Annotated in this window: 26 protein-coding genes and 3 tRNA genes; 20 read left to right on the top strand and 9 right to left on the bottom strand. The window is 67.6% G+C overall.

Translation table 11 applies throughout. The annotated features are described in order from the left end of the window. Window positions 1-51: 51 nt before the first annotated feature. Together IE142_RS01625 and IE142_RS01620 are read right to left on the bottom strand one after the other, a co-directional pair. Window positions 52-1,506: a xylulokinase gene (locus IE142_RS01625; RefSeq protein ID WP_191884041.1), complete on the bottom strand. Its 1,455-nt coding sequence runs from the start codon at window positions 1,504-1,506 to the stop codon at window positions 52-54. A 91-nt stretch (window positions 1,507-1,597) separates the two neighbouring features. Next, window positions 1,598-1,903 (bottom strand): YtxH domain-containing protein, encoded by a 306-nt coding sequence (locus tag IE142_RS01620; protein ID WP_191884040.1) that lies wholly within the window; start codon window positions 1,901-1,903, stop codon window positions 1,598-1,600. 150 nt (window positions 1,904-2,053) lie between these two features. Between IE142_RS01620 and IE142_RS01615 the strand changes: the two genes are divergently transcribed. From IE142_RS01615 to IE142_RS01605, 3 genes are all read left to right on the top strand, one after another. After that, a tRNA-Asn gene (locus tag IE142_RS01615) sits at window positions 2,054-2,126 on the top strand. A 5-nt stretch (window positions 2,127-2,131) separates the two neighbouring features. After that, window positions 2,132-2,204, top strand: a tRNA-Asn gene (locus tag IE142_RS01610). A gap of 200 nt (window positions 2,205-2,404) precedes the next feature. Continuing rightward, window positions 2,405-2,481: transfer RNA gene (locus tag IE142_RS01605), tRNA-Ile, on the top strand. Between the two features lie 146 nt (window positions 2,482-2,627). Here the strand turns inward: IE142_RS01605 and IE142_RS01600 are convergent. Beyond that, entirely contained in the window at window positions 2,628-4,517 is a 1,890-nt protein-coding gene (locus IE142_RS01600) for a site-specific integrase (RefSeq protein ID WP_191884039.1), read from the bottom strand. 154 nt (window positions 4,518-4,671) lie between these two features. Between IE142_RS01600 and IE142_RS01595 the strand changes: the two genes are divergently transcribed. After that, window positions 4,672-4,932: a DNA-binding protein gene (locus IE142_RS01595; RefSeq protein ID WP_229830116.1), complete on the top strand. Its 261-nt coding sequence runs from the start codon at window positions 4,672-4,674 to the stop codon at window positions 4,930-4,932. 109 nt (window positions 4,933-5,041) lie between these two features. Continuing rightward, window positions 5,042-6,019 (top strand): recombinase family protein, encoded by a 978-nt coding sequence (locus IE142_RS01590; protein WP_191884038.1) that lies wholly within the window; start codon window positions 5,042-5,044, stop codon window positions 6,017-6,019. Here IE142_RS01590 and IE142_RS01585 read toward each other — a convergent pair. After that, on the bottom strand, window positions 6,016-6,786 hold the full coding sequence (locus IE142_RS01585; protein WP_191884037.1) for a hypothetical protein: 771 nt from the start codon (window positions 6,784-6,786) through the stop codon (window positions 6,016-6,018). The two genes, IE142_RS01590 and IE142_RS01585, sit on opposite strands and share 4 nt — an antisense overlap. A gap of 4 nt (window positions 6,787-6,790) precedes the next feature. After that, a complete protein-coding gene (locus tag IE142_RS01580; RefSeq protein WP_191884036.1) occupies window positions 6,791-7,333 on the bottom strand; it encodes a hypothetical protein in 543 nt (180 codons plus the stop codon). Window positions 7,334-7,581: 248 nt separating this feature from the next. Here IE142_RS01580 and IE142_RS01575 point away from each other — a divergent pair, with 248 nt between their 5' ends. The 8 genes from IE142_RS01575 to IE142_RS37610 all read left to right on the top strand — a co-directional run bounded on the left by IE142_RS01575 (window position 7,582) and on the right by IE142_RS37610 (window position 14,847). Next, complete coding sequence (locus IE142_RS01575; RefSeq protein WP_191884035.1) at window positions 7,582-7,755, top strand: hypothetical protein; 174 nt, start codon at window positions 7,582-7,584, stop codon at window positions 7,753-7,755. Between the two features lie 432 nt (window positions 7,756-8,187). After that, entirely contained in the window at window positions 8,188-9,330 is a 1,143-nt protein-coding gene (locus IE142_RS01570; RefSeq protein WP_191884034.1) for a ParB/RepB/Spo0J family partition protein, read from the top strand. A 277-nt stretch (window positions 9,331-9,607) separates the two neighbouring features. Beyond that, window positions 9,608-10,009 (top strand): DUF488 family protein, encoded by a 402-nt coding sequence (locus tag IE142_RS01565; RefSeq protein WP_191884033.1) that lies wholly within the window; start codon window positions 9,608-9,610, stop codon window positions 10,007-10,009. 132 nt (window positions 10,010-10,141) lie between these two features. Further along, the gene (locus IE142_RS01560; RefSeq protein WP_191884032.1) at window positions 10,142-11,476 is read left to right on the top strand and encodes a putative antirestriction adenine methyltransferase; all 1,335 of its coding nucleotides are present in this window, start codon (window positions 10,142-10,144) and stop codon (window positions 11,474-11,476) included. A gap of 2 nt (window positions 11,477-11,478) precedes the next feature. Continuing rightward, window positions 11,479-12,381: a ParB N-terminal domain-containing protein gene (locus IE142_RS01555; RefSeq protein WP_191884031.1), complete on the top strand. Its 903-nt coding sequence runs from the start codon at window positions 11,479-11,481 to the stop codon at window positions 12,379-12,381. A gap of 25 nt (window positions 12,382-12,406) precedes the next feature. Continuing rightward, window positions 12,407-12,940: a hypothetical protein gene (locus IE142_RS01550; protein WP_191884030.1), complete on the top strand. Its 534-nt coding sequence runs from the start codon at window positions 12,407-12,409 to the stop codon at window positions 12,938-12,940. After that, entirely contained in the window at window positions 12,937-14,430 is a 1,494-nt protein-coding gene (locus IE142_RS01545) for a terminase large subunit domain-containing protein (protein ID WP_191884029.1), read from the top strand. The genes IE142_RS01550 and IE142_RS01545 overlap by 4 nt, the downstream gene beginning before the upstream one ends. A gap of 126 nt (window positions 14,431-14,556) precedes the next feature. Continuing rightward, window positions 14,557-14,847, top strand: a complete 291-nt coding sequence (locus tag IE142_RS37610; protein WP_079038370.1) for a helix-turn-helix domain-containing protein — start codon at window positions 14,557-14,559, stop codon at window positions 14,845-14,847. A gap of 39 nt (window positions 14,848-14,886) precedes the next feature. On the opposite strand, the gene IE142_RS01535 is transcribed toward IE142_RS37610, so the two are convergent. Continuing rightward, window positions 14,887-15,639: a hypothetical protein gene (locus IE142_RS01535; protein ID WP_191884028.1), complete on the bottom strand. Its 753-nt coding sequence runs from the start codon at window positions 15,637-15,639 to the stop codon at window positions 14,887-14,889. Between the two features lie 155 nt (window positions 15,640-15,794). Between IE142_RS01535 and IE142_RS01530 the strand changes: the two genes are divergently transcribed. Then, window positions 15,795-17,558 (top strand): hypothetical protein, encoded by a 1,764-nt coding sequence (locus tag IE142_RS01530; protein ID WP_191884027.1) that lies wholly within the window; start codon window positions 15,795-15,797, stop codon window positions 17,556-17,558. A 28-nt stretch (window positions 17,559-17,586) separates the two neighbouring features. Here IE142_RS01530 and IE142_RS01525 read toward each other — a convergent pair whose 3' ends face one another. Further along, on the bottom strand, window positions 17,587-18,639 hold the full coding sequence (locus IE142_RS01525) for a nitrilase-related carbon-nitrogen hydrolase (RefSeq protein WP_191884026.1): 1,053 nt from the start codon (window positions 18,637-18,639) through the stop codon (window positions 17,587-17,589). Window positions 18,640-18,760: 121 nt separating this feature from the next. Between IE142_RS01525 and IE142_RS01520 the strand changes: the two genes are divergently transcribed. The 5 genes from IE142_RS01520 to IE142_RS01500 all read left to right on the top strand — a co-directional run bounded on the left by IE142_RS01520 (window position 18,761) and on the right by IE142_RS01500 (window position 21,750). After that, on the top strand, window positions 18,761-19,468 hold the full coding sequence (locus IE142_RS01520) for a hypothetical protein (protein ID WP_191884025.1): 708 nt from the start codon (window positions 18,761-18,763) through the stop codon (window positions 19,466-19,468). Between the two features lie 41 nt (window positions 19,469-19,509). Further along, window positions 19,510-19,992: a head decoration protein gene (locus IE142_RS01515; protein ID WP_229830115.1), complete on the top strand. Its 483-nt coding sequence runs from the start codon at window positions 19,510-19,512 to the stop codon at window positions 19,990-19,992. Between the two features lie 14 nt (window positions 19,993-20,006). After that, window positions 20,007-21,056: a major capsid protein gene (locus IE142_RS01510; RefSeq protein WP_191884024.1), complete on the top strand. Its 1,050-nt coding sequence runs from the start codon at window positions 20,007-20,009 to the stop codon at window positions 21,054-21,056. Then, window positions 21,056-21,343, top strand: a complete 288-nt coding sequence (locus IE142_RS01505) for a hypothetical protein (protein ID WP_191884023.1) — start codon at window positions 21,056-21,058, stop codon at window positions 21,341-21,343. Before IE142_RS01510 ends, IE142_RS01505 begins: the two co-directional genes overlap by 1 nt. A gap of 77 nt (window positions 21,344-21,420) precedes the next feature. Beyond that, window positions 21,421-21,750 (top strand): hypothetical protein, encoded by a 330-nt coding sequence (locus tag IE142_RS01500; RefSeq protein ID WP_191884022.1) that lies wholly within the window; start codon window positions 21,421-21,423, stop codon window positions 21,748-21,750. Window positions 21,751-21,833: 83 nt separating this feature from the next. Here the strand turns inward: IE142_RS01500 and IE142_RS01495 are convergent, their stop codons facing one another. Then, window positions 21,834-22,790, bottom strand: coding sequence for an HNH endonuclease (locus tag IE142_RS01495; protein ID WP_229830143.1), 957 nt, complete (start codon window positions 22,788-22,790; stop codon window positions 21,834-21,836). Beyond that, entirely contained in the window at window positions 22,790-24,571 is a 1,782-nt protein-coding gene (locus IE142_RS01490) for a ParB N-terminal domain-containing protein (RefSeq protein ID WP_191884020.1), read from the bottom strand. The genes IE142_RS01495 and IE142_RS01490 overlap by 1 nt, the downstream gene beginning before the upstream one ends. A gap of 257 nt (window positions 24,572-24,828) precedes the next feature. On the opposite strand from IE142_RS01490, the gene IE142_RS01485 reads away from it, so the two are divergent. Further along, window positions 24,829-25,365: a hypothetical protein gene (locus IE142_RS01485; RefSeq protein WP_229830114.1), complete on the top strand. Its 537-nt coding sequence runs from the start codon at window positions 24,829-24,831 to the stop codon at window positions 25,363-25,365. Window positions 25,366-25,807: the final 442 nt, after the last annotated feature.

Here is a 25,807-nt window from a genome sequence, read left to right as displayed (position 1 = left end):
GCGAATTCCGGCCTACGAGCGGTACGGACCCCCGGACGGGACCGCCCCGGGTCACGCGCGAAGTGCCCCCGGATGCGTCTGCTCCCGCACCGACACGAACTGCTGCCGCACCGCCTGGCCCACCGCCAGTTCCTCGCCCGGCTCCAGCACCTGGGCGACGGCGCCCTGCCAGACCGGGGGAGTGCGCGGGTCCAGCGTGCCCTGGGACACGCCCAGCGCCCACGCCGCCTGCCTGGCGGAGCCGATCGCCGCGTAGTCCGAGGGCTGCGGCACGACGACCTGTGTCCCGAACAGCGCGGGCGCCGCCGCCTGCACGGCCGGCAGCTCGGCAGCCGCGCCCAGCAGGAAGACCCGCCGCACGTCCACGCCCCGGCCGCGCAGCACGTCCAGGGCGTCGGCGAGACCGCACAGCATTCCCTCGAACGCGGCCCGCGCCAGGTGCTCGGGCTTCATCGACTCGCGCCGCAGGCCGGCCAGCGTCCCGGCGGTGTGCGGCAGGTTCGGCGTTCGCTCACCCTCCAGGTAGGGGAGCAGCACCAGCCCGTGCGCGCCCGGCGTCGACTTCATCGCCAGCTCGGACAGGCTCTCCAGGTCGGGCAGGCCGAGCAGTTCGGCGGTGCCGCGCAGGGTGCGCACGGCGTTCAGGGTGGTGACGACGGGCAGGTGCATGCCGGTGGCGTCGGCCAGTGAGGTGATCATGCCGTGCTGGTCGACCAGCGCCTCGTGGTGCACGGCCATCACGGACCCGGACGCCCCCAGCGACACCACCGCGTCGCCCAGCCCGATGCCGAGCCCGAAGGCGGCGGCCTGGGTCTCGCCGGTCCCGGCGGAGATAAGCAGCCCTTCCGGCGTCGTACCGGCCGCGTCGGCGGGGCCGATCACCTCGGGCAGCAGCGCCTGGTGGCCGAGCGCCAGCTCGACCAGATCGGGCCGGTAGCCGCCGGTCGCCGCCGACCAGTACCCGGTGCCGGACGCCCCGCCCCGGTCGGTGGTCCGCAGCGCCGGCCGCCCGAGCAGCTGCCACACCAGCCAGTCGTGGGCCTGGAGCAGTACGGCGGTCCGCGCGGCGGCCTCCGGCTCGGTCCGGGCCAGCCAGCGCAGCTTGGTCACCGGCTGCGCGGCCTGGGGGACGCAGCCAACGGCCTGCGCCCACGCCTCGCGCCCGCCGAGCGCGTCGATCAGGTCGGCCGCCGCCACCTGGGAGCGCTTGTCGCCGCCCACCATGGCCGGGCGGACGGTGTTGCCCTGCGCGTCCAGCGGCACGACCGAGTTGGCCTGCGCGGACACGCCGATGGCCTGCACGCCCTCCAGCAGTCCGCCGCCGGCCGCCTCCCCCAGGGACAGCAGCCAGGCCTGCGGGTCGACGTCGGAGGGACGGCCCCCGCCCTCGGGGCTCTCCACCGGATGCGGCGCGAAGCCCTGCCGCAGTACGGCACCGGTGTCCGAATCGCAGACGACGATACGAGTGAAATCGGGCGAACTGTCCAACCCGGCGACTATCCCCATGCTCGAAATTCTGCCGTACCGGGAGAGGGGTCCGTACCCGGTTGGGGCACGCGATCCGGTCGGGACGCGCGGTCCGGCGTGGGCGCGGGCGTCAGGTGTTGCTGGTGCCCCAGTCGTCCGCGCCGCTGCCGTTGGTGTTGCGTTCGCGCAGGGAGCGGACCCGCTGGGCCACCGAGTCGGGCATCCGGTCGCCGACCTTGTCGCTCACCACGTGGTACGCCTTGTCGGCGAACTGCCTGCCCTGCTGGGCCGCGGACTCGGCGGTGTTGCGCACGGCCGGGTTCTGCGCGACCTGTCGGGCGGACTTCCGCAACTGCTCGTAACGTTCCCGCCCGGCCTTCGTGCCCAGCACGTAACCCACGGCGAGTCCGACGACGAACGTGAGCCGGTAACGCATGGCGGCCACCCTTCCCTTGCTCTGGCTCCGAGGTGTCGGGGAGTACCGATTGGCGGAGCACCCCCCTGCTTGCGCTAATGTATGTGTCGCAGCGAGCGCGCGCCCCCTGGCGAATACCCAGGCAGACGCGTTCGATGCGATACGAGACCTTCCTCGGTAGCTCAATTGGCAGAGCAGCCGGCTGTTAACCGGCAGGTTACTGGTTCGAGTCCAGTCCGGGGAGCTCGGTCCTCCGTAGCTCAATTGGCAGAGCAGCCGGCTGTTAACCGGCAGGTTACTGGTTCGAGTCCAGTCGGGGGAGCACGGTGAACGAGGGCCCCGCGAGGGGTCCTTTTTCATGTCCTCGCCCTCGTCCTCGCCCTGGCCGGGAACCACGCGGCACGCTGCGGAGTCCTCAAGGTCATGGAGGCGTCGCGGTAGCCGACCAGCCGAGGCAGGAGATCGTATGAGCGGCTATGCTGCGGCAGACGGCGCGCACAGATGTACGCGACACGCCGCTATGGGGCGGTAGCTCAGCCGGTTAGAGCAGCGGACTCATAATCCGTCGGCCGTGGGTTCGAGTCCCACCCGCCCCACCACCAACTACGCGGGCAGAACCGTTTCTACCTGCGAAAACGTAGGAACGGGGGTCGCCACTCCAGGGTGGCGACCCCCGTTCACTCGCCCGAACCAAGATCCAGGGACCCTACAGGGGCCCGGAGGGCACCGTTCGGGTCACGAGGGGCTACGCGGCTTCCTGAGATGGTTCTCGATCTTCCTCGCCGACCTCGGAGTCGCCCGGGGCAACAGGGACCGGCGCCCACGCTTCGGGTCCCATCTCCATCCCGCCGTCGATGACGAAGCGGGCAAGGTGATGCTGACGCCTCCCTGGCTCTGGAAGGTGTGCGGTGATCTTGTCCGCCGACAAGATCCTCAGGCCGGCTTCCCTGCAGTGGTCTCGCACCCAGTGGATCGCGGCCTGCGTCGCGTTCTCCTGGCTGGCGGCGGCCGTCCTGATCTTGCCGAGCGAGCGGCTGTTGTGCCGAGCCTTTACGCTGATCGTCCAGGCCCCCTCGGCGCTGCGGGCGGCGTCGGCATAGACGACGGCCATGCCGTCGCTGAAGAGCTTCTTGGGAAGGGTGAGCGGACGGAGCACGTCGTAGGGCACGCTGCGCGGGATCACGGACGTCATGGACTCGGCCTCGCGGCGTGCCAGTTCGGGGAGGACGCTGGTGTAGGTGTCCGAAGTGATCTGGCGGGAGCTGTGCCCCAGCCGCTCCTGGACGACCTTGATGTCGTTCCCCTGGAGCAGCGACAGGCTGGCGGAGATGTGCCGGAGATCATGAAGGCGGACCGGCGGAAGCCCGGACAGTTCCACCAGGCGCTTGAAGCGTCGGCTCACCCAGTCGGGATGGAGCGGCTCGCCGTTCTCGTGGGTGAAGAACCGGTCCGACTCGACCCAGGCTTCTGCGGCGGACCACTCTTCGCGCGCCTTCTCCCGCCGGGCTCGTCCCTGCCCTAGGACCTCGGCGGACTCCTCGCTCAGGTTCAGGGTGCGGACGCTGTCGGCTTTGGGAGCTTCGCCGTACAGCCGGTAGGCCACCTCCACGATCTGAGCCGAGATGCGCAGCCAGAGATCGGCGAGGTTGACCTCGTGCACCGGCAGGGCGCACATCTCGCCCCGGCGGGGGCCGAGAAAGATGAAGGAGTGCCATAGGTCGTACAGCCAGTCATCCCCGACGAAGTCCAGGAAGGCGCCGGTCTGTTCGGGCGTCCAGACCATGACCGGACCTGGCTTCTCGCCGGTTCGCTTCCAGTGCTCGACCCGTTCGGACGTCCATACCAGGGGTTTGGGGCGAGTGACGGCCGGCAGCTCGACCAGCCGGGCCCAGTTCTTGCTGAACGCGTCCTCGCGCTTCATCCCCCAGGTGATGGCGGAGCTGAGGGTGTCGTTGATGCGGTGCATGGTCGCTGCGGACGTGACCTTCCGCAGGCCCTTGCGGGCCTCGCGCAGGGCGGCGTTGGCGTCGAGGTAGGCGCGCCGGGTAAGGCGGCGCTCCTCCTTCTTCCCTGCGGCGCGAACCCAGGCTTGGTGCGCGGCGTCGCGGGCCCTGGTTAGCTCCTCGACACGCAGGTGGTGGAGTATTCGCTCTGCGTTCTCGCGCTCGATGGCGTTGTGCATGGCGTCGAGGTGGCGGACCCGGAGGTCTCGGCGCTTGATGTGCCCGAGGTGAGGCACCAGGTAGTTGTCGATGTGTTCCTGGTAGCCGTGTCGGGTGGTGCGGGCGAGCTTCTTCTTCGCCTCGATCCAGCGCCGCAGATACTCGGCCATGGTCTCGGTGGACATGACGTCGGCGCCGCCTGCCACCTCGTTGTAGAACTTCTCGGCCGCCTCCTCGGCCTTCTCCTTGGTGGGGAAGCCACCGCGCTTGGGGCGGCGCCGCTTGCCGTTCTCGCCGCGCTCCAGCTCCAGGGCGAAGTACCACGTTCCGTGGCCCTTCCGTCCGAGCTTCGGGCACGTCAGCCCGATGTCACCGATCTTCGGTGTGCCGTCATCGTTCAGTATGGGTTTGCCGTTCTTGTCGGTGAGCGGCCCCTTGCACTGGCATCGCCGGTAGAAGTTCGGCGAGTACATCCGACCCCCTGCTGTCGGCTGGCTCTCGGCCAGCCAAGGTTGTGCGTACGTGTCCGTACGTGTCTGGCGTGATCTCTCTTGATCTTGCTGGGGGTGTCGGACAGCGTTGTAAAGTTGCTGACAAGTTGGCGCGGGGGAGATTGCGACCAACGAGATGACTGCTCAGGAAGCGGGCGGACAGGCTTCGGCCGGAGCGATGGGCCTGGAGGAGCTGCTGGCTCTTCCGGCGACCGTCAACGTGACAACTGCCGGACGAGCTCTGGGCATTGGCCGTGACAAGGCGTACGAGTTGGTGCGGGCGGGCAAGTTCCCGGTTCGTACGCTCCCGCTCGGGGGCACCGTGCGTGTGCCGACGGCCGAGCTGTGGAAGGTGCTCGGCGTCGAACCTCGACGCGGGGTGGGGGCGGGAACGTGATAAGCGGAGGGCAATGTACGACTTTGAGGTGTTCGTGCGTTTCATCAAGACTGTGACCTATCTTCGGTAAACTAGTTCACGTAAGGGGGTCGGTAGGAGGGGCGAGATCATGCCAAGGCTGTACGGCTTCGAGGACATGGCGTACCGCCGTGTGCGCGAGAGCGAGGCGGAAGGAATTAGGCGCGCTGCCTCGCGCCGCCTGCTCAGGCAGAGCTGGCCCGCCATCTGTGAGGCGATCAATGCCGAGGGGTACCGCACGACGCGCGGCAACCTGTTCAAGCCCGACGTTCTCGCGAACATCCTCGACCATCCGGCCATCGCCGGCCTGATGGAGAACGAGGACGGCGAACTGGTGGACTCGGGCGGCCCGCGGATCATCCCCGTCCAGGACTTCCTGGCCATCCGCGCCATGCGCCCCTCCAACGACCCCGACACTCAGCGGGCACCCGACCGTGAGTACCTGGTCAGCGGCCCGCTGGGCGTCTGCGGCCTGTGCGCCCACACCCTGGGGGCTTCACCGTCGAATGCGGGGAGCCGCGGTTACCGCTGCATGCCGAGTACGGCCCAGCACCCTGGGGGGTGCGGCAAGGTCCGCATCAACGCCGACCTGTTGGAGAACTACCTGGGCGAACACGTCCTGGCGGAGCTGGCCAAGCCCGAGGTCGCTGCGCTGATCGGCGAGGTGCGTGACGAACTGCTCGCTACCGCCCAGGACCTGCGAGATGAGGCCGCCGCCGCCCGCCGCAGGCAGAAGGAGCTTGGCGAGAGCTACGGGCGGAGTCCGGAGCTGTCCCTGAAGGCGTTCAAGGCGGCCGACAAGAAGCTGACCGAGCTGATTCGGGAGAAGACCACGCAGGCTCGTGTCCTGGAGCAGGTCAAACACGTCCCTGTCGGCGACATCCCCGATCTGGTCCGGTGGTGGAAGCACGCTCCGATGGCCGCGAAGAGGGGGGTTCTCGTGCTCTTCTTGGAGCAGATCGCGGTCTACCCGGCCGCATCCAGGGGCTCGCGCACCGTAGACGCGGACCGGGTGGCACTGCGGTGGCGCCAGTGGGGGGTTGAAGAGGCGCCCGCAGAGTCCGCTTAGGTACAGCGACCGGCTCTCTTGAGGCCGAGGCTGCTCAGCACGGCCAGAGTCAGGCCCCCAATCAGGCAGATGACGCTCATCCCCGCCAGTATGGGGCTGAGCGTGTTCTCGATGGCCAGTGGCCATGTGTGCCCGCCCTCGAAGGCGAGCACGTAGCCGCCCCGGCTGATGGCGTAGAGGATGCCGAAGGCTGCTCCTGCCGTCGTTATGGAGAGCCCTGTCGCCGACGGTCGTCCCTGCCGCCGGACTGCACGGGCGATCTTCGCCGAGCGCATGGTGACCTCCAGGCCAGCTGCCGCGAAGAAGCCCAGGTAGGTGAGGAGGTACGTCCGTACCTCGGAGTTCCGAACGTATGTGGTGGACAGGTCGAGATGGACTCTGTCGGCGCGGCGGAACTCCAGGATGAGCAGCGCGGCCACCACGAAGACGAAGCCGATGCGCAGGGCAATGCCGGCGTGGTGTGGCGCGTTGTACTCCCAGTCGATGATCAGGACTTGCAGGCTGGCGCAGAAGATCACTGCCGCGATGTCCGAGATAAGGAACGACACGTCGTCAGATCCAGCGACGCTGTCGACGGCGTCAGCGACGTCGGGGACCGCAAGTAGCGTGCCGACGAAGCAGCAGACCAGCGATGTGAAGTGTGCGCGCTGCGAGACGCGGTAGGCGAGCAAGCTGCTACGACGCTCTTGGGTGAAGTGCAGGTATACGAGTATCGCCGCACTGATCAGTGCTACCACCGCGCACAGGCCGAAGACCGGGCCGTCCAAGGGGTCAGCGTCCTTCCAGGTAGTCCGCTGCCCTCTCAGCGGCTTCTTCGGTGCTCAGTCGGCGACGTGGCCGCCCCTCGCGGGGCTGGTCGACGCCAGGGGGAGGTGGGGGGATCGGGGGGACGTCTTCAGACAGTCCTGCGCGCCGACGCATCTCCCGGAGCTTCTTGCTGATTTCAAGAATGTCCTGCACCTCAAGGCCCTGCATTAAACGCAGAGCTTGACGGGCTTCAGGGCGTTCCGCGTACACGGTGAGCGCCGTGAGGTCGTCCCACTCCGGGCCTGGCAGCAGGAACGCGGCCGGAGCGCCGAGGGCCTGAGCGAGGGCGGCGACGGTAGCTGTCGTGGGGTTGCTACTCGTGCCGTTCATCAGGCTGTTGCACTGGCCGTGGGACAGATCGGGCTTGCGTCTCCCTTCCTGCCTAGTGGCTTCCGAGACGTCCCGGGCGCTGGGGATGAAGCCGTCTGAGTCGCGGCGCAGACGGAGCAGCGCGAGCAACTTGGCGCTCAGGCCCAGCGGTTGGGCATCGTCGTGCGTGTCTGCCATGTCCGTCTTCTCTGGCCGTGTCGTATGCTCGCCGCAGGTGACTGGCCGGTAACAATCGTCCGTGCTCTAACAATACCTCGCAGGTCGGAGGGGTTATAGGGTTTGTCGGACAGTTTCTCGGCGAGCGCGCGACCGGTGAGCGGCGGACATCGGTGTGCTCTGCGCCTGCCTGGCGGCGGGCGCGCCGGGAGGGTCGTTTCTGGGCGGGCGAAGGCGGCGGCGCATACGCCGTTCACGGGAGGAATCGCATGTCCGAGTTTGACGAGCGGCGGATCAAGGAGTGGGCGAAGCAACCCTCACGGGTGCTTCGCGGCAAAGGCGGGCCGGCGGCTCGGGAGGAAGCGCGCAAGGTCCTGGAGTGGCAGGCCCTCATGCGAGGCGAGCCACAGGACCCGCGCAGTTCGGCGGACGGGGGTGGTTGACGTAGCTGGGCGGTGCCGCGCCCTTCGGTGGCATAGATAGGTGACATTCTTGAAGAGCTGCTGTACGTTCTGACGTGCCGGGCGGGTACAGCAGCCGCAGGAGCCCCGCACGGCAGCGTCGCGTGAGCGGCATCCTTCCCTACTCCTCGCCGGGCGGCCGACCCCCCCGCGCCCCGCCCGGCGAGGAGTCGGCCGCCCGGTGCGGCCGTCGGGGTGCGTGACGGGAGCTGGCCCGCCGTGACCGCTTGGTCGTGGCGGGCTCTCTTGTGTCCGCATCCGGGAAGGGAAATTGAGGAATGCGACGAATTCCCCTTTCTGAATTCCCTTGAATTAAAAGAGTTCTGAACTTGCTTTGGCGGTATTCGCCATTAAGATATAAGTGTAAGAACAAAGGGAAACACTCCGAACGGAATTCACGAAAGGCGCGGGAAAATGGCTGACAGCAAGGTCGAGTTCATCAACATCAAGGTCAGCGAGATCGTCCCTAACCCGGAGCAGCCGAGGAAGTTCTTCTCGGAGGAGGCGCAGGAGGAGCTGACCAACAGCATCAAGGAGAACGGCCTCCTTCAGCCGGTCGTCGTCCGGCCGGTCGAGGGCGCCAAGGTCCCCTACATGCTGATCGCGGGTGAGCGGCGCTGGCGGTCATGCCAGGCGGCCGGCCTGGAGGTCATCCCGGCGAAGGTCGTCGAGGGCGCCACCGAGGAAGAGGCGTACGTCCTCAGCATCGCCGAGAACGTCAACCGCGCGGACATGACGATCATGGAGGAGGCCGGTGCGTACGCCGACCTCAAGGCCGCCGGATGGACCCCAGCGAAGATCGCCAAGCAGTTCGGCAAGACCGAGACTCACATCACCTGGCGGCTGGGCCTGCTCACCCTGCGCCCCGAGGTGGCCGAGATGGTAGACCAGGGGCAGATCAAGAACAACCTTGCCTGGCACATCGCCCAGCTCAACCCGGCGAACCAGATGGTGGCGGCCATGCGGTACGTGCGCGGCGACTTCGACAGCGAGGCCGAGGCGCAGCACTTCGCCAACGGCCTCAAGATGATGGAGCAGCAGACCTCCCTCACCAACGAGAAGGCGCCGACGGCCGAGGAGCAGGAGAAGCAGAAGAAGGCCAAGGCCAAGGCGAAGGACGGGCTCGGCAAGGCCGAGGAGGTCCTGATCCCGCTGCTGGAGGAGCTGGCCGAGAAGAAGCCGGAGGATCTTGCGGTCATCCTCGGTGACGACCTCGCCCGCCACCTGCGAGTCGTCGGCCGCCTGTACGCCAAGGTGCAGATGGTGCGGAACCTGCTAAGCAAGGCGCAGGGCGTCCAGCGGGCCATGGCTGAGGAGTTCAACAAGGCGGCCGTCGAGGTCCAGCAGGAGGCGGCGGCTGCGAAGAAGACCGCGGCCGGGGCCAAGCCCGAGGCGAAGGCCGAGAAGTCGGAGGCGAAGACAGCGGGCAAGCCGCAGTCCACGGCGAAGAAGGCGGCGCCCAAGCCCGCCACGAAGCCCGAGGCGCGCACGGCCACGGGCACCAGGGCCCCGGCGCGCCGGACGCCCGCCAAGAAGGCTGAAGCGGCAGTGAAGTAGAACGGAGGGGCGCGGCAGCGGTCGCGCCCCTCCTCTCCTGCGAGTTTGGGTGAGTGGGCGCGGCCAGAATTCCGGTCGCGCCCGTTTCCGCTTGAATCCCTCTCCAAATTTCAACCCGTTTCGGCCCGGGCCGGGCACGCAGGGAGGCGCTTTCCCTACGTGCCCGGTGCCGCTCAGGCCCCTACAGGTCCGAGCGGGCGGCATCATCGGTCACCGGGGCCGCCGGCGGGGCCGCCGACGCGCCCTGGTATCTGAGCACCACGAAAGGAATGGCCACGTGCTCACCCTGTTCACCAACCGGTTCCAGGCGTTCCAGCCCCCGCAAGGGGTGCCGGTGCGCATCACTCTGGGCGCTCCCCGCTTCAAACTCCCCTACTCCCTCACCCACTCGGTGCGGGAGCTCGCCCCGCGTCGGGACTACCTCTCCCAGCCCCAGCCCGAGTTCACGACGGCGTATCGGGCCGACCTCAACCAGCTCGGCCCCGAGCGGATCGCCGCGCGCCTGCGGCAGATCACGCAGGCCGAGGGCGATCACCGCCTGGTGCTGCTCTGCTTCGAGGACCTGGCCAAGCCGGGCCTGTGGTGCCACCGCCGCGTGTTCGCGGCCTGGTGGAAGGAGGTTACGGGAGACGAGGTGCGGGAGCTGTCCCCGATGGATCAGCAGGGCACCTTGATCTGAGCGTCGGAACCACGCTCCAAAGATAGGTGACATGATTCCAAGGGGCTGCGTGCTCCTTGTCTAAGGTTCCAGCGCAGCGCCCGGCCCGGCACCCGCCGAGGCCGGGCGTTGTCGTTCGTCGGGAGGCGAGAGATGTTCCAGGGCACCATCCCGGGCCCCATGCGCTCCATCGTGCGCGAGACCGCCGGTGGGTGGCCGCGCGGTCCGGTGTACGTCCCGTGCTGCGGGAACTTCACCATCGAGCGCAGTGTGGCCGGCATGGGCTTTGCCCTGCACTCATCGGACGTGTCCATCTACACCAGCGCGGTTGGCCGGTGGCTCACCCGCCAGCCGGTCGGCATCCAGCTCCGCGAGGAGAGCTGTGACGAACTCGGCTGGCTCGCGGACTCCTTGGACGACGGTGTCGGCACCGTCGCCACGCTCATGCTTGGCACTCGGTTCCTCGCCAGCGTTGGCCGCGAGGGGCTGTGGCACGAACGGGTGCTGCGCTCCTACCGGGAGCAGTGGGAGGTCAAGCACGCGGAGACGGTCGAGCGGCTGTCCGGCTCTGACGTCGAACTGGCTTCGTACGAGGTGGAGGACGTGCGTTCCTGGCTCCAGAAGGTACCCCGTGACGCCCCGGTGTGCTCCTTCCCTCCCTTCTACGGCGGCGGCTACGAGAAGCTGTACGAGCCGCTGGAGGCGCACTTCACCTGGGACGCGCCCGAGTACGAGCCGCTGTCCGACGACGACGTGGTCAGCGTGCTCGGCGCGATCACGGACCGGCCGTACTGGCTGACGGCCTCCAACCACGACGTGCCCGAGCTGCACCCCTACCTGCGCGGCGTGATCAAGGCGACCCCGCGTGCCGCTCCCTTCTACGTGTACGCCAGTCAAGCCCGGACGAGGATCGTCGCCCCGCGCCAGCCGATCGAGCCGGTGAAGGTCCCCCGCCTGCGCGAGGGTGACGAACTGGTCGGCCCGCTCACGCTGTCGCTGCTGAAACCCGGCCAGTTCAACGCGCTGCGTTCCCGATACCTCAACCCGAAGATCGCGCCGGGTGCGGCGAACCTGGCCGTCGCGGTGAAGGACGGCGGCGGACGGATCTTGGGCGTGTTCGCGATGGCCCCGAGCACGTTCACGCCGGACGAGGCGTACGTGCTCTCGGACTTCGCGGTCGCGCCAACCGACTACCCGCGGTTGTCGAAGCTGATCGTGCTCGTGGCCACGAGCGCCGAGGCGCAGTTGCTGTGCCAGCGGGCATTCTCGCGGCGGATCCGGCGGGTGGCGACGACGGCGTTCAGCAACAACCCGGTGTCGATGAAGTACCGCGGGCTGCTGCGGCTGCACAAGCGCAGCCCATCGAACGAGGACGGCTGGAAGTTCCAGCTCCAGTACCAGGGGGCTATGGGCCAGCACACGCTGGCCGAGGCCCTTGAGATGTGGGCGAAGCGGTGGGGCGCCCCGATGACGAAGACGGGAGTCTGACCATGGAGGAGACCACTCGCCTCGCCCCGCCGCAGATGGTGCAGGGCGACCCGCGCACGCTGACGCTGCTCGACGTCAACGCGCGGTTCCTGCCGCACGAGCAGTTCCGGCAGCTCGTGGCGAACATCGAGCGAGACGGCTGCCTGACCTCGACACCGCTGGTGTGGAACGAGCGCGACACAGGGCGGCTAGTCGTCCTGTCCGGCAACCACCGCACGCTCGCCGCGATCGAGGCCGGCCTGTCGCAGATCTGGTGGATGCAGATAGACGAGCCGCTGCCCCGCCAGCGGCAGATCGCTCTCCAGCTCTCGCACAACGCCATCGCGGGCCAGGACGATCCGGCAATCCTCAAGGAGCTGTACGACGAGCTGGAGTCGGTGGAGTGGCGGCAGTACACGGGCCTGGACGATAAGGCTCTGGACCTGCTGGAGAAGGTGGACGTCGCCTCCCTGGGCGAGGCGAACCTCGACTTCGCCAGCGTGCAGTTCATGTTCCTGCCCGATGAGCTGGAGCGAGCCGAGGCCGCGTTCGATGCGGCCCGGTCCGCAGCGGCGGCGGACCAGCGGTGGGTGGCCGGGCTGGAGCAGTACGAGCCGGTGCTCGATGCGCTGGAGACCTCTCGGGCCGCGTACAAGATCGGCAACAGCGCGACGGCGCTCGGCGTGATCCTCGAGGTGTTCGAGCGGCACCTCGGGGAGCTGGCCGAAGGCTGGTTCGACACGGCCACCGGAGAGGCGACGAGGGCGGGGACGGCACCGCTGGAGACAGTGTTCGGCGTTCGGGACGTGCCGGTGGAGACAGCCGCCGTCGTGCGGGCGGCCATCGACCGAATGGTGCAGGACGGCACCGTGCCGGCGGACCAGCCGTGGCGGGTGCTGGAAGTCCTGGCCGAACAGAGCAACTAGAGGGCCGTTGGCCAGGAGGTGAGCGGTGGCCGAGGGCACCGTGGAGTCCTGGGAGCGGCAGAGCGGGGAGTCGGTCCAGGCGTTCGAGGCGTTCGCCGTGTACCGCGATCTTGGCCCGGCGCGGAGTGTCACAAAGGCAGCACGGGAGTTGGATAAGTCTCGGTCTCTGCTGGGCCGGTGGTCGCGGCAGTTCGCATGGGTGATGCGGGCTGCGGCCTACGACCGGGAGCAGGACCGGCTGTTCCTCGCGGAGCAGGCGCAGGCGCGGCGGGACATCGCCCGCAGGCACGCGAAGTTGGCGCAGGCCGTGCAGAGCAAGGCGGTGGCCCGGCTCCAGACGCTCGACCCGCGGGAGCTGTCGCCGTCGGAGCTGCTGCGCTACATCCAGGTCGCGGCGGAGATCGAGCGGCGGGCCGTGGGTGAGGCACCGGCGGCCGGGATGGTTGAGGACCGTGACCAGGGCATGGACGTGGCCTCTCTGTCGGATGAGGAACGCCGGGCTCGGATGGATCAGCTCCGCCGGGAGCTGGAGCGCCGGTTGTCGGAGGGCGCGCAGTGAGCCGCGGCCGGGCCAAGCGCCGCATGGTCGGGGGGTTCGCGGACCCGTCGGTGATGAGCGACGAGCAGTTGAAGGCCGAGGTCGCGGTACTGCTTCGGGCCGACGAGCTGTCGGCGCGCAGGTGGGCGTGCGAGGTCCCAAACTGCGACGGGCTGCCCCACGCGGGGTGGCTGCATCACCATGCCCGTGCGGCGCAGCGTCAGCCGCTGTGGCTGTGGACGGTGTGGATGCTGCTCACCGGTCGTGGCTGGGGGAAGTCGCGGACGGCGGCGGAGACGGTGAGGGATTGGGCGCAGACACCGGGGCTGCAGATCGCGGTGGTGGCGAAGAACGCGACGCTGGTGCGGGACATCTGCTTCGAGTCCCCGAAGTCGGGACTGCTGTCGGTGTTCCCGCCGGAGGAGGTGGCGAAGTACAACTCGTCGCTCGGTGAGACGACGCTCCGGCTGACGAACGGCACGCTGATCCGCGGGTTCGGTGCGGAGACGCCGGACAACCTGCGCGGCTGGGCGTTCGACAAGGCGTGGTGCGACGAGTACGCGGCTTGGTCTCGGCACACCGCGCAAGAGGTCTACGACATGCTGTGGTTCTGCCTGCGTGAGGCGGACACCCCGCAGGTCGTCATCTCCACGACGCCCAAGCCGCTCCCGCACGTCAAACGGCTCGTCGAGCGCGGCCGGGAGCAGGAGAAGGCGCATCAGAAGGGAGGGGCGCCGCCGCGGGTGGTGTTGACTCGCGGGCACATGCGGGAGAACGACGCGAACCTGTCGGCGGCGGCCCGCGAGGAGCTGGAGGAGGAGTACGCCGGCACCCGGCTGGGCCGTCAGGAGCTGTCCGGGGAGCTACTCGAGGACGTGGAGGGCGCGCTGTGGAAGGGCTGGATGCTGGAGGTCGAGGGCTTCCGGTCCCGGCCCGAGCATCTGCCGGACCTCCAGCGGGTGGTGGTATCCGTTGACCCGGCCACGAAGTCCCACGAGAACGCGGACATGACCGCGTTCACGGTGGCGGGGCGCGGGTTCCCGGTGGAGACGATGTTCGGGGACGACCGGCCCCGCGGGTATCTGCTGCACTGCGAGCAGGACCGGTACACGCCGACGCAGGCGATGAAGCGGGCCGCCACGCTCTACCACGAGCACCGGGCGGACTGCGTGGTCATCGAGGCGAACAACGGCGGCGACTACCTGCCCGCTCTCCTGGAGCAGGTGGATCCGACGGTGAACTGGCGCATCGTTCACGCCACGAGAGGCAAGCGGGCGCGGGCGGCCCCGGCAGCGCAGCTGTACGAGCAGGCTCGGGTGTCGCATGTCGGCCCCGCTCGGCGGTTCGCGGAGCTGGAGGAACAGATGACCACGTTCGTTGGCCAGGGGGAGACGGAGGACTCGCCTGACCTGCTGGACTCGGCGGTGTGGGCGCTGTGGGACCTGTTCCTGGATCCAACGATGCCGCCTCCACGTGGCGGGGATGACCAGCGGCTGAGCGGTCGACGGTAACCGAGTGTCATCCCTGCGCGGCATACCGTCATGCGCAGGGATTGAGGTCATTAGCCTTGACTAATGCAATTAGCTATGGCTAATATCTTCTCCTGAATCAATCATGCCGGTGCAGGAGGTGAAGACATGGAGCCGGGCGTCCGAGCTCTACCCGAGGACGGCTATGAGGAGCGGCTGACTGCGGAGCTGGCCCGACTGCCTCGCGACGTCACAGTTGAGATCAGCCGACTCCAGCGCGCATCCGGACTGACTCAGTCAGCCCTAGCTGCCCGTATGGGCGTAACGCAGGGTCGCGTCAGTCAGGTCCTCTCTGGTGATGCGAACGCCACACTCCGCACGTTGGCATCGGCGGCAGCGGCGCTCGACGCACACTTTGTTATTCGGCTTGAGCCGAACCCTCCCAAGGCTGACGAGTAAGGGCCTCCCTCTGTGGGGCGTGGGCGGTGCCTATTGAGGCTACAGAGGCGGCCGCGGGTTCTGCACTCTCGGGACTAGTGAATCTCTGCCATTCACATATGCCCGTACGAGCATGATCCGATACTGGTCCCATGCTTCGTCCAGCGAGCGCCGATATTCGAACGCCTGGCCGGTGCTTTCCCAATGGCGTGCATCGGCGCAGTGCTGCCGGATGCCCTGCATCCAGACCTGTTCCTCCCTGGTCTTCACGAGGTCTTGCTCGCGCAACTCTTTCGCAAGGTCACGAGCTTTGGTCTCCACCTCGTCGGGTGTCCAGGTCAGGTCCCAGCGCAGGCGGCACCAGTCGTTCCGATGTTGAAACATTCGGGCATCCAGACGCTGCAATCCGTAGACGAGTGCCGCCTTTTGTATCGCGCGGAACCATCCTGGAGTACTCTTGCTCGTTCCACCCTCACTCTCGTGTCTCCTGCTCTTGACTGCGCCAGTCAGTCGCTCTGCGTCCAGAATGCTCGGACCTACGCCTCCTGCAAGCAGGGCTGCGTATGGTGACGCTATGAGGGCGCCCAGCAGCGCAGCCAGCCCAGCTGTCAACAGGATGACCTGAAGAGAAGTGATGATGCTGGCTCGTGTGAAGGGGCGTAGACCCTTCCCTTGGCCGCGAGCCCAGAGCCATGCCCAGCCGCTAGGCAAAGCGACGATGAAGGCGATCAAGGCCCTCGCCCATGTGGACTGCTCCCCGACGATGGGAATCGCCAAGGACTCGTGGAGCATCTGCCATGCCGTAGTTGCCACGACAACCACCTTGATCCGCAGGCGCTACTACCTTTCTACGCGCAAGGGCAGTTTTCTTCCTGTTGTAGGCCCTGCGATCGCCGACGCCGACGCCGACGGGACGGCGCACTAAGCTGGCATGCGGCGCGGGGCCAATCACCGGAGGACTGCCCCCGATGAGCCTGCGCCAATTTGTGATCGACGCTTGGTCGTGGCTGAACTACAAGCCGGTGATGGCCGACGCTGGCCGTCCGAGCAGCCGGGCGTTTCCGGAGCTGGCCAAAACGTGGGTGCCGCCGCACGAGTTGCGGCGGCTGGCCGCGTACAAGGTGCTGGCCTCGTACGACAACAACCAGGCCGGGCAGCTTGCGGCGGCCGGTGGCGACGCGAGCGCGCTGGAGCGGCGGGAGCTGGGGGACGCGGCGAACCTGGTAGACACCGCCCTTGGCTACCTCCTCGGTTCGGAGCAGAAGGTCACGGTCGAGGGCGCGGAGCACGCCGATGCGGAGATGCCGACGCCCGGTGCAGCGGAGGCCGCCGCGGTGCAGGACCGGTTGCGGAAGTGGGCGGACAAGGAGCTGCTGACCTTCCGCGTCCAGCAGGCTGAGCGAGCTGCGGTGCTGCTCGGGGACAGCGTGATGGTGCTCGCGTGGAACCCGGAGAAGCAGCGGCCGACGCTGAGGGTCTACGATCCAGGGTTTTTCTTCCCGCAGTGGGACGACGAAGACGAGGATTTCCCCAGGCGGGTGCATCTGGCGTGGGAGCTGCCGGCGGACGACGACGCCGGCTTGAAGGCCAGGGTGCGGCGGGTGACGTACGAGCTCGGTCCGATCTCCGAGGACGGCGAGCCCGGCGAGGGTGCGGCGGCTGGCGGGCGGCAGTACCCGTGGGAGCCGGGCCGGACGTCCTACGTGACGTGCTACCTCACGGACGCGGAGTGGCTGCTGGAGGACCTGAAGAACGGCGAGACGCTGGACCGGCTGCCGATGGACAAGGCGAGCTTCCGGGTGCGGCCGGACGGCACGGAGCTGAACCGGCTGGACCTGATGATCGACTTCGTGCCGGTGGTGCACATCGCGAACACGATCCCTGACGGTGGAGAGCACTGGGGACGCTCGATTCTGCCGCGGGTTCTGCAGGCGCTCGACGAACTCGCGGCCACGGACTCGGACAGCTCAGCGGCCTCGGCGACGACGGGCACGCCGATCATCGGGCTCGCGGGTGCGCGGCTGCCGGTGGACCGGGCGACGGGCAAGCCGCAGGAGCTTCAGGTGAAGGCCGGTGCGGTGTGGCAGCTCGGTGAAACGGGGCGCATGGATGCCCTGGACACGTCGCCGCAGTTGGCCGAACTGCGGGCGCGGGTGGATCACCTGCTGGAGCGGATCGCGGCGAACAGCCGGGTGACGGCGGCCGGTCTCGGGACGCTGGAGGCCACGGAGGTGCCGTCGGGCTACGCGCTGAAGCTGGCGCTGGGGCCGCTGGATGCGTTGATCGGGATGATGCGGTTGGCGAGGGAGCACAAGTACCGGCTGCTGTTCAAGATGGTGCAGCGGCTGTACCAGGCCGGGCGTGCGGCGGGCTGGACGGCCGGAGAGACGCTGCCGGCGCGGCTGGCATGGGCGCCGCACACGCCGACGGACCGCGGCGCGGTGCTGGAGGAGGTCGTCAAGGCGTACGGGGCGGGGGTGCTGTCGCTGGAGACGGCGGTGGCGATGCTGCTGGAGGCCGGGTATCCGATCAAGGACGCGTCGCAGGAGGTGGAGCGGATCCGGGCGAAGGCGGAGCAGGAGGCCGCGGTGCGGATGGCGGAGGCCGCTGCTCGGCGCGGGCGTGGAGAGGACCACGAGGACCAGGAGGAGGATGACGGGTCCGGGTCGGCCGGGGGGAGGAAGCCGGTGGGGAAGGTGAGCGAGCGGGAGCCGGTTGAGGCGGGCCGATAGTGCGGCCTCGGGGTGCGTGAAGCAGGGGTCAGCGCCAGATGCCGCGGGCGCGCATCAGGTCGATCTGGGGTTCGGTGACGTGCTCGCGGTACTCGGCGTGGTTGTACGGCGGGCGGTCGGCGTAGAGGTTGGCCGGGTAGATCGGCTGTTTGGACAGGGTGGCGAACAGCTCGGTGCGCAGGTCCTTGGTCCAGTTGGTCCACGTGGCGGTTGTGCGCTGGCGCCGGAGGGCGGGCAGGTCGATGGTGGCGGTGACGAAGGTGGCGACGCCGCCGTGGTCGAGGTGACCGACGGTGCGGCCGGTGTAGTCGGTGATGGTGGAATGGCCACCGAAGAAGTCGACGCGCGGCACGTTGGCTCCGGTGTAGGAGGCCGGGTTGGGGGCGAGGACGTACATGGTGTTGTCGAGAGCGCGGGCGCGGTTCTGGATGTCGTAGGCGTCGGAGGCGACGCCCGGCAGCGGGTAGCTGGTGCGGTAGGCGATCTCGCATCCGCCGAGGGCAAGGCCGCGGGCGTTCTCCGGGTAGGACGCCTCGTTGGCCATCATGACGCCGAGACGACCGATGGCGGTGTCGGCAACGGGCCAGTACGCCTCGGGGCTCCGGCCGTAGAGACGGGTCCACTGGTCGAGCACGTCGTGTGGGCTGACGCTGTGTTCCATGGGTGGCAGCGGGGCGAGCTTGTGGTGCCGCAGGACGATCTCGCCGTCGGGGTCGATGACGAATCCGACGTTGAAGTACCGGTCAGGGAAGGCCGGGTGGAGGGCCTTGGCCTGGGCCATGATGTGAATGTTGGACTCGCGGGCCCAGCGGCCGAGTTCTTGCGTTTCCGCGCCGGGAAGGCTGATGGCGCAGGTGCGCGCGTATGTGGCGTGGTCGAGGTCGTGGATCTCGTCGGTGAAGCCCTGGAGCGCGCCTTCGGGCAGGGCGACCAGCCGGACGGGGTGGTCGAGGCCGCCGAGAGAGACAGCGGTGCGGGTGAGGGCGTAGAGGTGGTCGAGGTTGGCGGCGATGTCGTCGCGCTGCTGGATCTCGGTGATCTCCGGGATGAGCCCGACAGCGGTGTAGGGGTCGAGTGTCATGGGTGGTGCGCCTCCTTGTTCGAGGCCATCCTGCGGGGGTGGTCGGACAAGGGTTCGTGGCCGTGTCGGTGCAGGTGGCTACACTGGCCGACAGCGCGGGGGCGCGCTCTGGAGGAGATGTATGGTCCGGCCCCTGCCGCCTCGCCGTCCTGTCGGCCACCGCCGGGACGGGCGGCCGATCTACCCGATTCTCGGTGCTTCGTCGGAGGACGAGACGAACGACCAGCTCGATGAGGCCCCGGACGACGGCGGCCAGGAGCAGCAGGTCACGGTCACCCAGGACCGGTTGGGCAAGATGCTCACCCGCGAAAAGGCGCAGGGCGAACGGGCTGCGATCAAGCGGCTGTTGTCCACGCTCGGGTTCGACTCCCCGAAGGCGCTCACCGAGTTCGTCACCGCGCAGAGGGAGGCCGAGCAGGCCGCGCTGTCGGAGGTGGAGCGCCGGGAACAGGCTGCTACCGAGCGGGAGTTGCAGGCCGCGCGCCGGGAGGAGCTGGCCGCCGAGCGGGAACGGGCGGCACTTCGCCGGGCCGCGCTGGTGGCGCTCGGCGCGGAGGGCGACGATCTGGTGGACGCTGAGCGTCTGCTGGCCGTGGACGACGAGGACGCGGACGAGGCGCAGATCCAGTCGGCGGCCGAGGCCCTGCGAGCCAGGCGTCCGGAGCTGTTCGGTGAGGTCCGCACCCTGATGCCGGCCGCCCCCGCGGGCGCACCGGCAGGGCGCGGCCCGACCCGTACGGCCCCGGTGTCCAAGCCCGGTTCGGCCGGACTGGAGATGGCCAAGCGCCGTGGCCTGATCCCGGAGTTCAGCGACTCCGCAGCCCGATAATCCAGGCCTCAGACCTTGGGGGACCACGCCCCCTGAACTTCGTGGACGGCATCGCCTCCGTGGGCGGTGTGCGGAATCTGACCGCAGCGTCCATGGAGACCAAGCACATGACCATCCAGCCCGTCTCGACGTCCGAGTACACGACCGCCAACCGCGAGTGGCTGGCGTCCCTGCACGGCACCGACTCCGTCGACACGATCACCCTCGACCTGAACCTGTTCTGCGAGGGCACGCACTACGTGTGCGGCGACGGCTGCGAACCGTACGGCCGGGTGCTGTCCGGTGTGCCGGTCGGCAGGGTCGCGGAGTCTGGCCTGTACGGCCCGTACGACCCGGAGGCGCACTGCGGCCGCCAGATCCTGCGCGGTTTCCTGATCGCCGAGGCCCCATTCGCGCCGGGCCAGACCCGTGTTCCGGCCGCGCTGCTGTGGCACGGCGCGGTGAAGGCGTCCAAGGTGCCGGGCGGCATCGACGTGTCCCAGCTCGTGTGGCACCCGCGTGCCGCGCAGATCCGCTTCGTGTGAGCGGGGGCTGAGCTGTGACGATTCAGGACCTGCTCAAGGACGTCTCGGTCATGGACCTGACGGCGTTCGCCAGGGCGATCCCGTCCCCGAAGGACTTCCTGCTCACGCAGATGATCTTCCCGACCGTGGAGATGCGCGAGGTGAAGTGGCGTACGAAGGACTCCGGCCGGTACGTCAACGTCGCCAAGTACCGGGCGTTCAACGCCTCGGTGCCGTTCGCGACCCGTGAGGCGTGGCAGACGTCCCGCGAGGGTGCGCTGCCCGCGCTGGGCCAGAAGCTCGTCGTCTCCGAGCAGGAGCAGATCCTGCTGGAGGCGTCGCACGGCTCGGATCAGGACCGGCTGATCGAGCTGCTGTACGACGACGTGGAACGGCACGTCGAGGCCATCCGGTCCCGGCTGGAGCTGGCCGCCGGCGACGTGCTCGTGGACGGGCGGTTCACGCTGGAGCAGGAGAACGGCCTGACGCTGGAGGTGGACTGGAACGTCCCCGCCGAGAACATGCCGGTCGCCCGGATCCCGTGGTCGGACCCGGCCTCCGACCCGATCGCAGACGAGCTGCGATGGATTCAGCACCTGGACGACATCGGCGCACCGGAGCCGGAGCTGGTGATCACCTCCCGGAAGGCGTTCAGCTACCTGGCGGCGAACAACGCCTACAGGGCGGCTTACTACGGCAGCGTGAACCCGTCGACCACCCCGACGGCGACACTCACGCCGCAGCAGATCAACGTGGTGCGCGACAACTACAGCCTGCCGCCCATCCAGTTCTACAAGGCCCAGGTGCGGGTGGACGGCAAGCCCCGCAAGGTGCTGCCCGAGGACCTGTGGATTCTGGTGCCGCCGGAGCGGGAGAAGTGGGCGCAGACCATGTACGGGGTGACCGCGGAGGCCCTGGTGCTGTCGCGCGGGTCGAACCCGGAGATCATCCGGGAGGACGCCCCCGGCCTGATCATCACGCGAGGTGTTCAGGACGACCCCGTGCAGATCTGGACCAAGGGCGCCGCGGTCGGGATGCCGGTCATGCACACCCCGGACGCGCACATCGTGGCGAAGGTTCTGTGATGGCGAGCCGCGGGCGGCTGAAGGCCGCGGTGTACGTACAGGACCCGACCACGAGGGAGGAGCTGATCCTGCTCCCCGGCAACTGCCCGGACCCGGAGGTGGCTGTGCTAATCACCAACCCGGACGCGTGGGATGAGCCACCGGAGGACTGCGACGAGCCGGACGAGGCTGTCGCCGTGGAGAAGGTGGAGCCGTCCGGGAACAAGGCCGGCGGCCAGGCGGAGACGGCCGACGTTGGCGCGATCAAGAAGCCGCAAACCCGGCGCTCCCGTTCGTCCGGGTCGTAGGATGACGCTCGTACGGCCCGTCACCAGCATCCCCCGTCTGGTGACGGGCCGTACCTCGTTCGTTGGAGGGGTCCCTTGTGGATGAGTTCCAGAGGTCATGGCTGTTGGCGCAGCTCGGGCCGGATACTGACGCGGCCGACCTGGAGCGCCGGTTCTTCCGGCTGCGGTCGGTACGCGCGGTTGCACTCGAGGTACTGGGCGAGCGGCGTGCGAAGCTGCTCGCCGACCCGCTGAAGGTAACCGTCGACGGCGTGGTGACGATGGACCTGCAGGAGAACCTTCGAGGGGTCGAGCGGCAGATCGAGCAGGTCCGCCAGGTCCCCGCCCCGGATGGCCCCGAAGACGAGGACGACGCAGATGAGGCGATGGCGACGACATGGCTGACGCCTGCGAGCCGCTACCGCTAGGTCCCGGGAACGAGCTTGGGCTGCTCCATGGCCGGTTGGCGAGGGCGGCCCGTCATCTGAGGTGACTCGGACGCCGAACGTTTCTAGCTGGTGATGGACGCAGCAAGTCGCTTGGGACCGATCCACCTGTCGAGACGCCAAGGATCGTGATGCTCACAGAATACGGCTAGATTGACCGGAGTGAGCGCACCGTTGGGATTCCGGGGCCCGGCGAAGAGTTCACTGTCCTCGATCTTGGCGGTGCAACCATCGGGGAATTCGCACCTTCTACGAGTAGCCACGGTCCGCAACACCCAAAGTGGCTGGGGCTGCGTAACAGGACCCAGAGCTTGATGGTCGAATATGCCGGCAGACCACGGAATCGTGTCGTATATGTTCGTGTATCTGTTCTTTACGGAGTTGCACCAGCCGCAGGCAAGGCGCAGATTCTCAACAGACGTCTTCCCGCCCTCTGCAACCGGGATTACATGATCCACCTCGATGCACAGCTGACTCGCGCGCATGCCTCGGGGGCGCGTGAAGTCAACTAGTGGTGGGGTGGGCGGCTCATCTTGGGCGATGCCGAGGAACTTATCTCGGGCATGGTCTCCGAACAGGTAACCGCAAAGGTAGCAGCGAGGTTCTGGCTGCCCCATGGCCCACAGTTCTTCGCGCGTGGCGAGTCCGACCGCCGACCGCTTCCGCCTCCTCCGGGCTGAGACCAGCTGCCAAGCAAACTTCGTCAGCACGCGTGCATACTTCTTTCGCTCGTCCAAGGGGACTTGCGGGCTGACGGTGTTGAAGTAGTCGAGTATGGGGGCGTGGAGGTGTCCGATACTCAGTTCGGCGTCCAGTTCGTACGGAGCCAGGTCAACGAGACTTTCGATGAACCAGCGACCCCAGACTGTTGACAGGTCTCCGCGCAGGAGCCAGCCATGATTTCCAGATATGACCTCTGGCACTGTGTATTTCGAGAGAGACTTCAGGGCCTCGTCCGACCAGTTACTGTCCAGGGCCTTTTTGATCTCGGCGAAGAACTCGCCGACCTCCTGTGGCTGCATCACGCCCCGGCAGCGGGGTTGTACTCGCCCTCCTTGGGCAGGGACTCGGGGTTCCTTTGGTAGTCGTACCAGAGGCGACTCCAAGTCCTGCGGATGAGTGGGGTGTCCTTCTTCTCGACGTTCCAAAGTCGGTTGAAATATGCAGGGTTGACGTCAGTGAGCCACGCCTCCATGGTGGAGTCGACATCGTCGAGGCTGTTGAGCGTCTTCTTCTGCATGCGCAGGAATTCGAAGTAGTCAGCCGCCAGAATCGTGAGGCTGATCTTGTTGTACAGGTTGCTGCGGGTGGTTCCCCAGGCGTTCTTCGCCTCCGGATCGTCGGCGCCGAACTTGTCCCTGATGTTCGAGTAGAACCTGATGAAGACGTCCCGCCAGGGGCCGTCAGGCCTGGCCCATGCCGCGACCTTCTCGTCGTGAGTGTCGAAGTCTGCGACGAACGCACTTTCGTCAAGGTGGTACTTGCCCCAGACCCGGGCCCAGTCGGTCTTCTGTCCGTAGAGCTTGCCCCCGGACAGCTCTCGGAAGATTCCTACGAGTCCCTTGAGGACCGGCCACTGCAGCAGGGTCCTGTTGTCTCCCGCGATACCGGTCTGTACGAAGTTCTTGAACGGGCTCTCTTCCGCCCGCGTGAGGTAGGCGATGGCCTGAGAGTCGTCCAGCTTGATGCCGGCGTCCTTGAGTCGCTGTGCCACCGGGTCCAGTTCGTCCTTGCTCAAGCTCGTCGACACGATCGTGCCCAGAAGGGCTTTGCCCATCGGCGTGGCCTTCTGGTTCACGACCACGAACTGGAAGACGTGTTCGCTTGGGCTGGGGTCGAGCAAGAGGGAGACGGGCAGCCGCCGAGCGTGTGCCGAGATGAAGTCGGCCTTGGCCTGAGCAGGGTCCAGGCCGTTCTCTGCTGCCTCAAGGAGGAAGGCCTCCCCGTCCTGGCTCTCAGCCAGGCTCGCCGCGGCCAACACTGCGCCCTTCAGGCGGTGCTGTCCATCGACGAGCATGATCGGCTTGAGGTAGCTGATCATCGCTTCCCGGTCGAAGCCGAGGATCTTCTTCGGCTTCACGTCCGCGTCGAGGGCTTCGAGGACCTTGATTCGACCTTTGAGCTCGGTGTAGAAGTCGATCAGGTGGGTCTCGTCGGTGAGGAGCACGCTCGCTGCATCTGCCTCGTCTCCGTTCCCCGCGTCCTCCGCTGCCACTTCCTCGTCTTCGTCGTCTTCGTCTCCGACGGCATCGAGCCCGTGCTCCTTTCGAGCCCGATCTATGATCGAGGAAAGTCGCTCCTGATCCAGAGCGGTCTTCTTCAGTTCCGGCATGCGCGCCTCGAGGCGTGCAACTACCCGCGACATCAGCTCCAGCAAGGACGTGTCGCTGAAGTCCTCGCTCACGATCTCCAGCGTGCCGAACTCGGGAGTGCCGTCCAGAGGCTTGAAGCTGACGGAGGTCTCGCTCTGCGGAGCAGCCAGGAGTGGGTTCTGCACGATGTTGCGCTCATCGTGATAGAAGCTAGACAACTCCCTGATCCTGGACCTGCTCTCCTGCCGCTGGAAACCAATGGTTTCCTCGTCATCGAGACGACTGCGCTGAGGCACGCCGACCCACTGGTCAATTTGCGTAGCCGGCGCTGCGAAGAAGACCAGGGGCTTGCCCGACGGGGTCTGCTGCGTGATGTGGGCTGGGTACGTGTAGGTGATCGTCTTAGCGTTCACGCAGGGGCCTCCAGAGAGCATGATCCAAGATGCCTCCAACGCTACCTGCTGGGGGTCGATCTCCACCGCAAGTCTCACAAAGCCTGCTCCCCGACCTGCCCTTGACCTGCGTCGACCGCGAACACACGATCGACCCAGCAACTGCCGTGAGGGGATGTGCTGTTGGGCTGTCCCCTAGGTGATGTGAGCGTTCCACCGCCGACTGTCGGTGGGGGGCTCTACAGTTTCAACACCTGCTCATGCCGAAGTCGACCGAACGGCGACGACGGCCAAAGGGCGAGCGGGTCACAACTGAGTGGGTCCGGCATATAGCAGCCGGGCACCCGGGGAGGGGCATGATGCTCCAGATCAACGACGTGCGTGTCGAGACGATGTGCCGTCTGTACAGGAAGAACAAGGCGAGGGCGTGGGACGGCGAGTACCTCGACGTTCTCGACACCGCTCTGAACCTCACACTTGGCCACAGGCGTGCGGCCGAAGACCCCGACCTTCTGTGCCGGAACGTCATCCGGGACGCACGTCGGACGATCCGCCGCTCGGAGGCCAATGCCCGCCGGAGTGCCGCTTGCCGGCCGCTGGCCGACGCTGCTCGCCGCCGCGTATCCACTACCGCAGCGGACGGTTCGCCCGTCATCGAGATGGTCACGTACGACACCCCCGAAGAGCGTGCACTCGCAACCGAAACCATCCGGGAGCTGACCGCCTTCGCCGCGACGCTTGGTCCTCACGGCCCCGCCTGCCTCCAGGGCATGCTCGACATGGAGACCGTCCCTGACTCCGCCAGGAAGACTGGCGTGTCTGTGGCCACGGTTGAGCGTGCCCGACGCGCCCTCCGTATCCACGCCAAGGCGCTGATCAGCGACGCCGCATGACGACGTTCACCAACGTTCACGTCCGGGTGGCTGAGCCGTACGAAGGCACATCTCGTGTCGCTCTCCGGTTCACGCGGAGCGTCGTGAACATGCAGATCCCGACCGGGACCATCGGGGCCTATCTACTGATGGAGCACGAGCAGGAAGGTGCCCGCCCGCTGTACGTGGGACGGTCGGACACCTGTCTCCGCCGGAGGTTATCCCGTCATCCACTCCGCGGGCGTGCAACCCACTTCGTCGTGGCCCCGGCCCGCAACTCCCACCAGGCCTATGCGATCGAGTCCTACTGGTACCACCAATACCGGTCCGCGGGCAGCGCCATCCGGAACCAGATACACCCCGCCAGCCCTGCCGGAACAGGCCGCCGCTGCCCGTTCTGCCCTGAAACGGCTATCGAACGCGCCTTGAGCCGAGCTCTACCTCGACCACGTCTTTCTGACAC

Origin of the sequence: Streptomyces mutabilis (assembly GCF_014649815.1) — a bacterium.
In the GTDB taxonomy this organism is placed as follows: Bacteria; Actinomycetota; Actinomycetes; order Streptomycetales; family Streptomycetaceae; genus Streptomyces; species Streptomyces mutabilis.
This window is presented reverse-complemented; position numbering and strand designations above follow the sequence as displayed.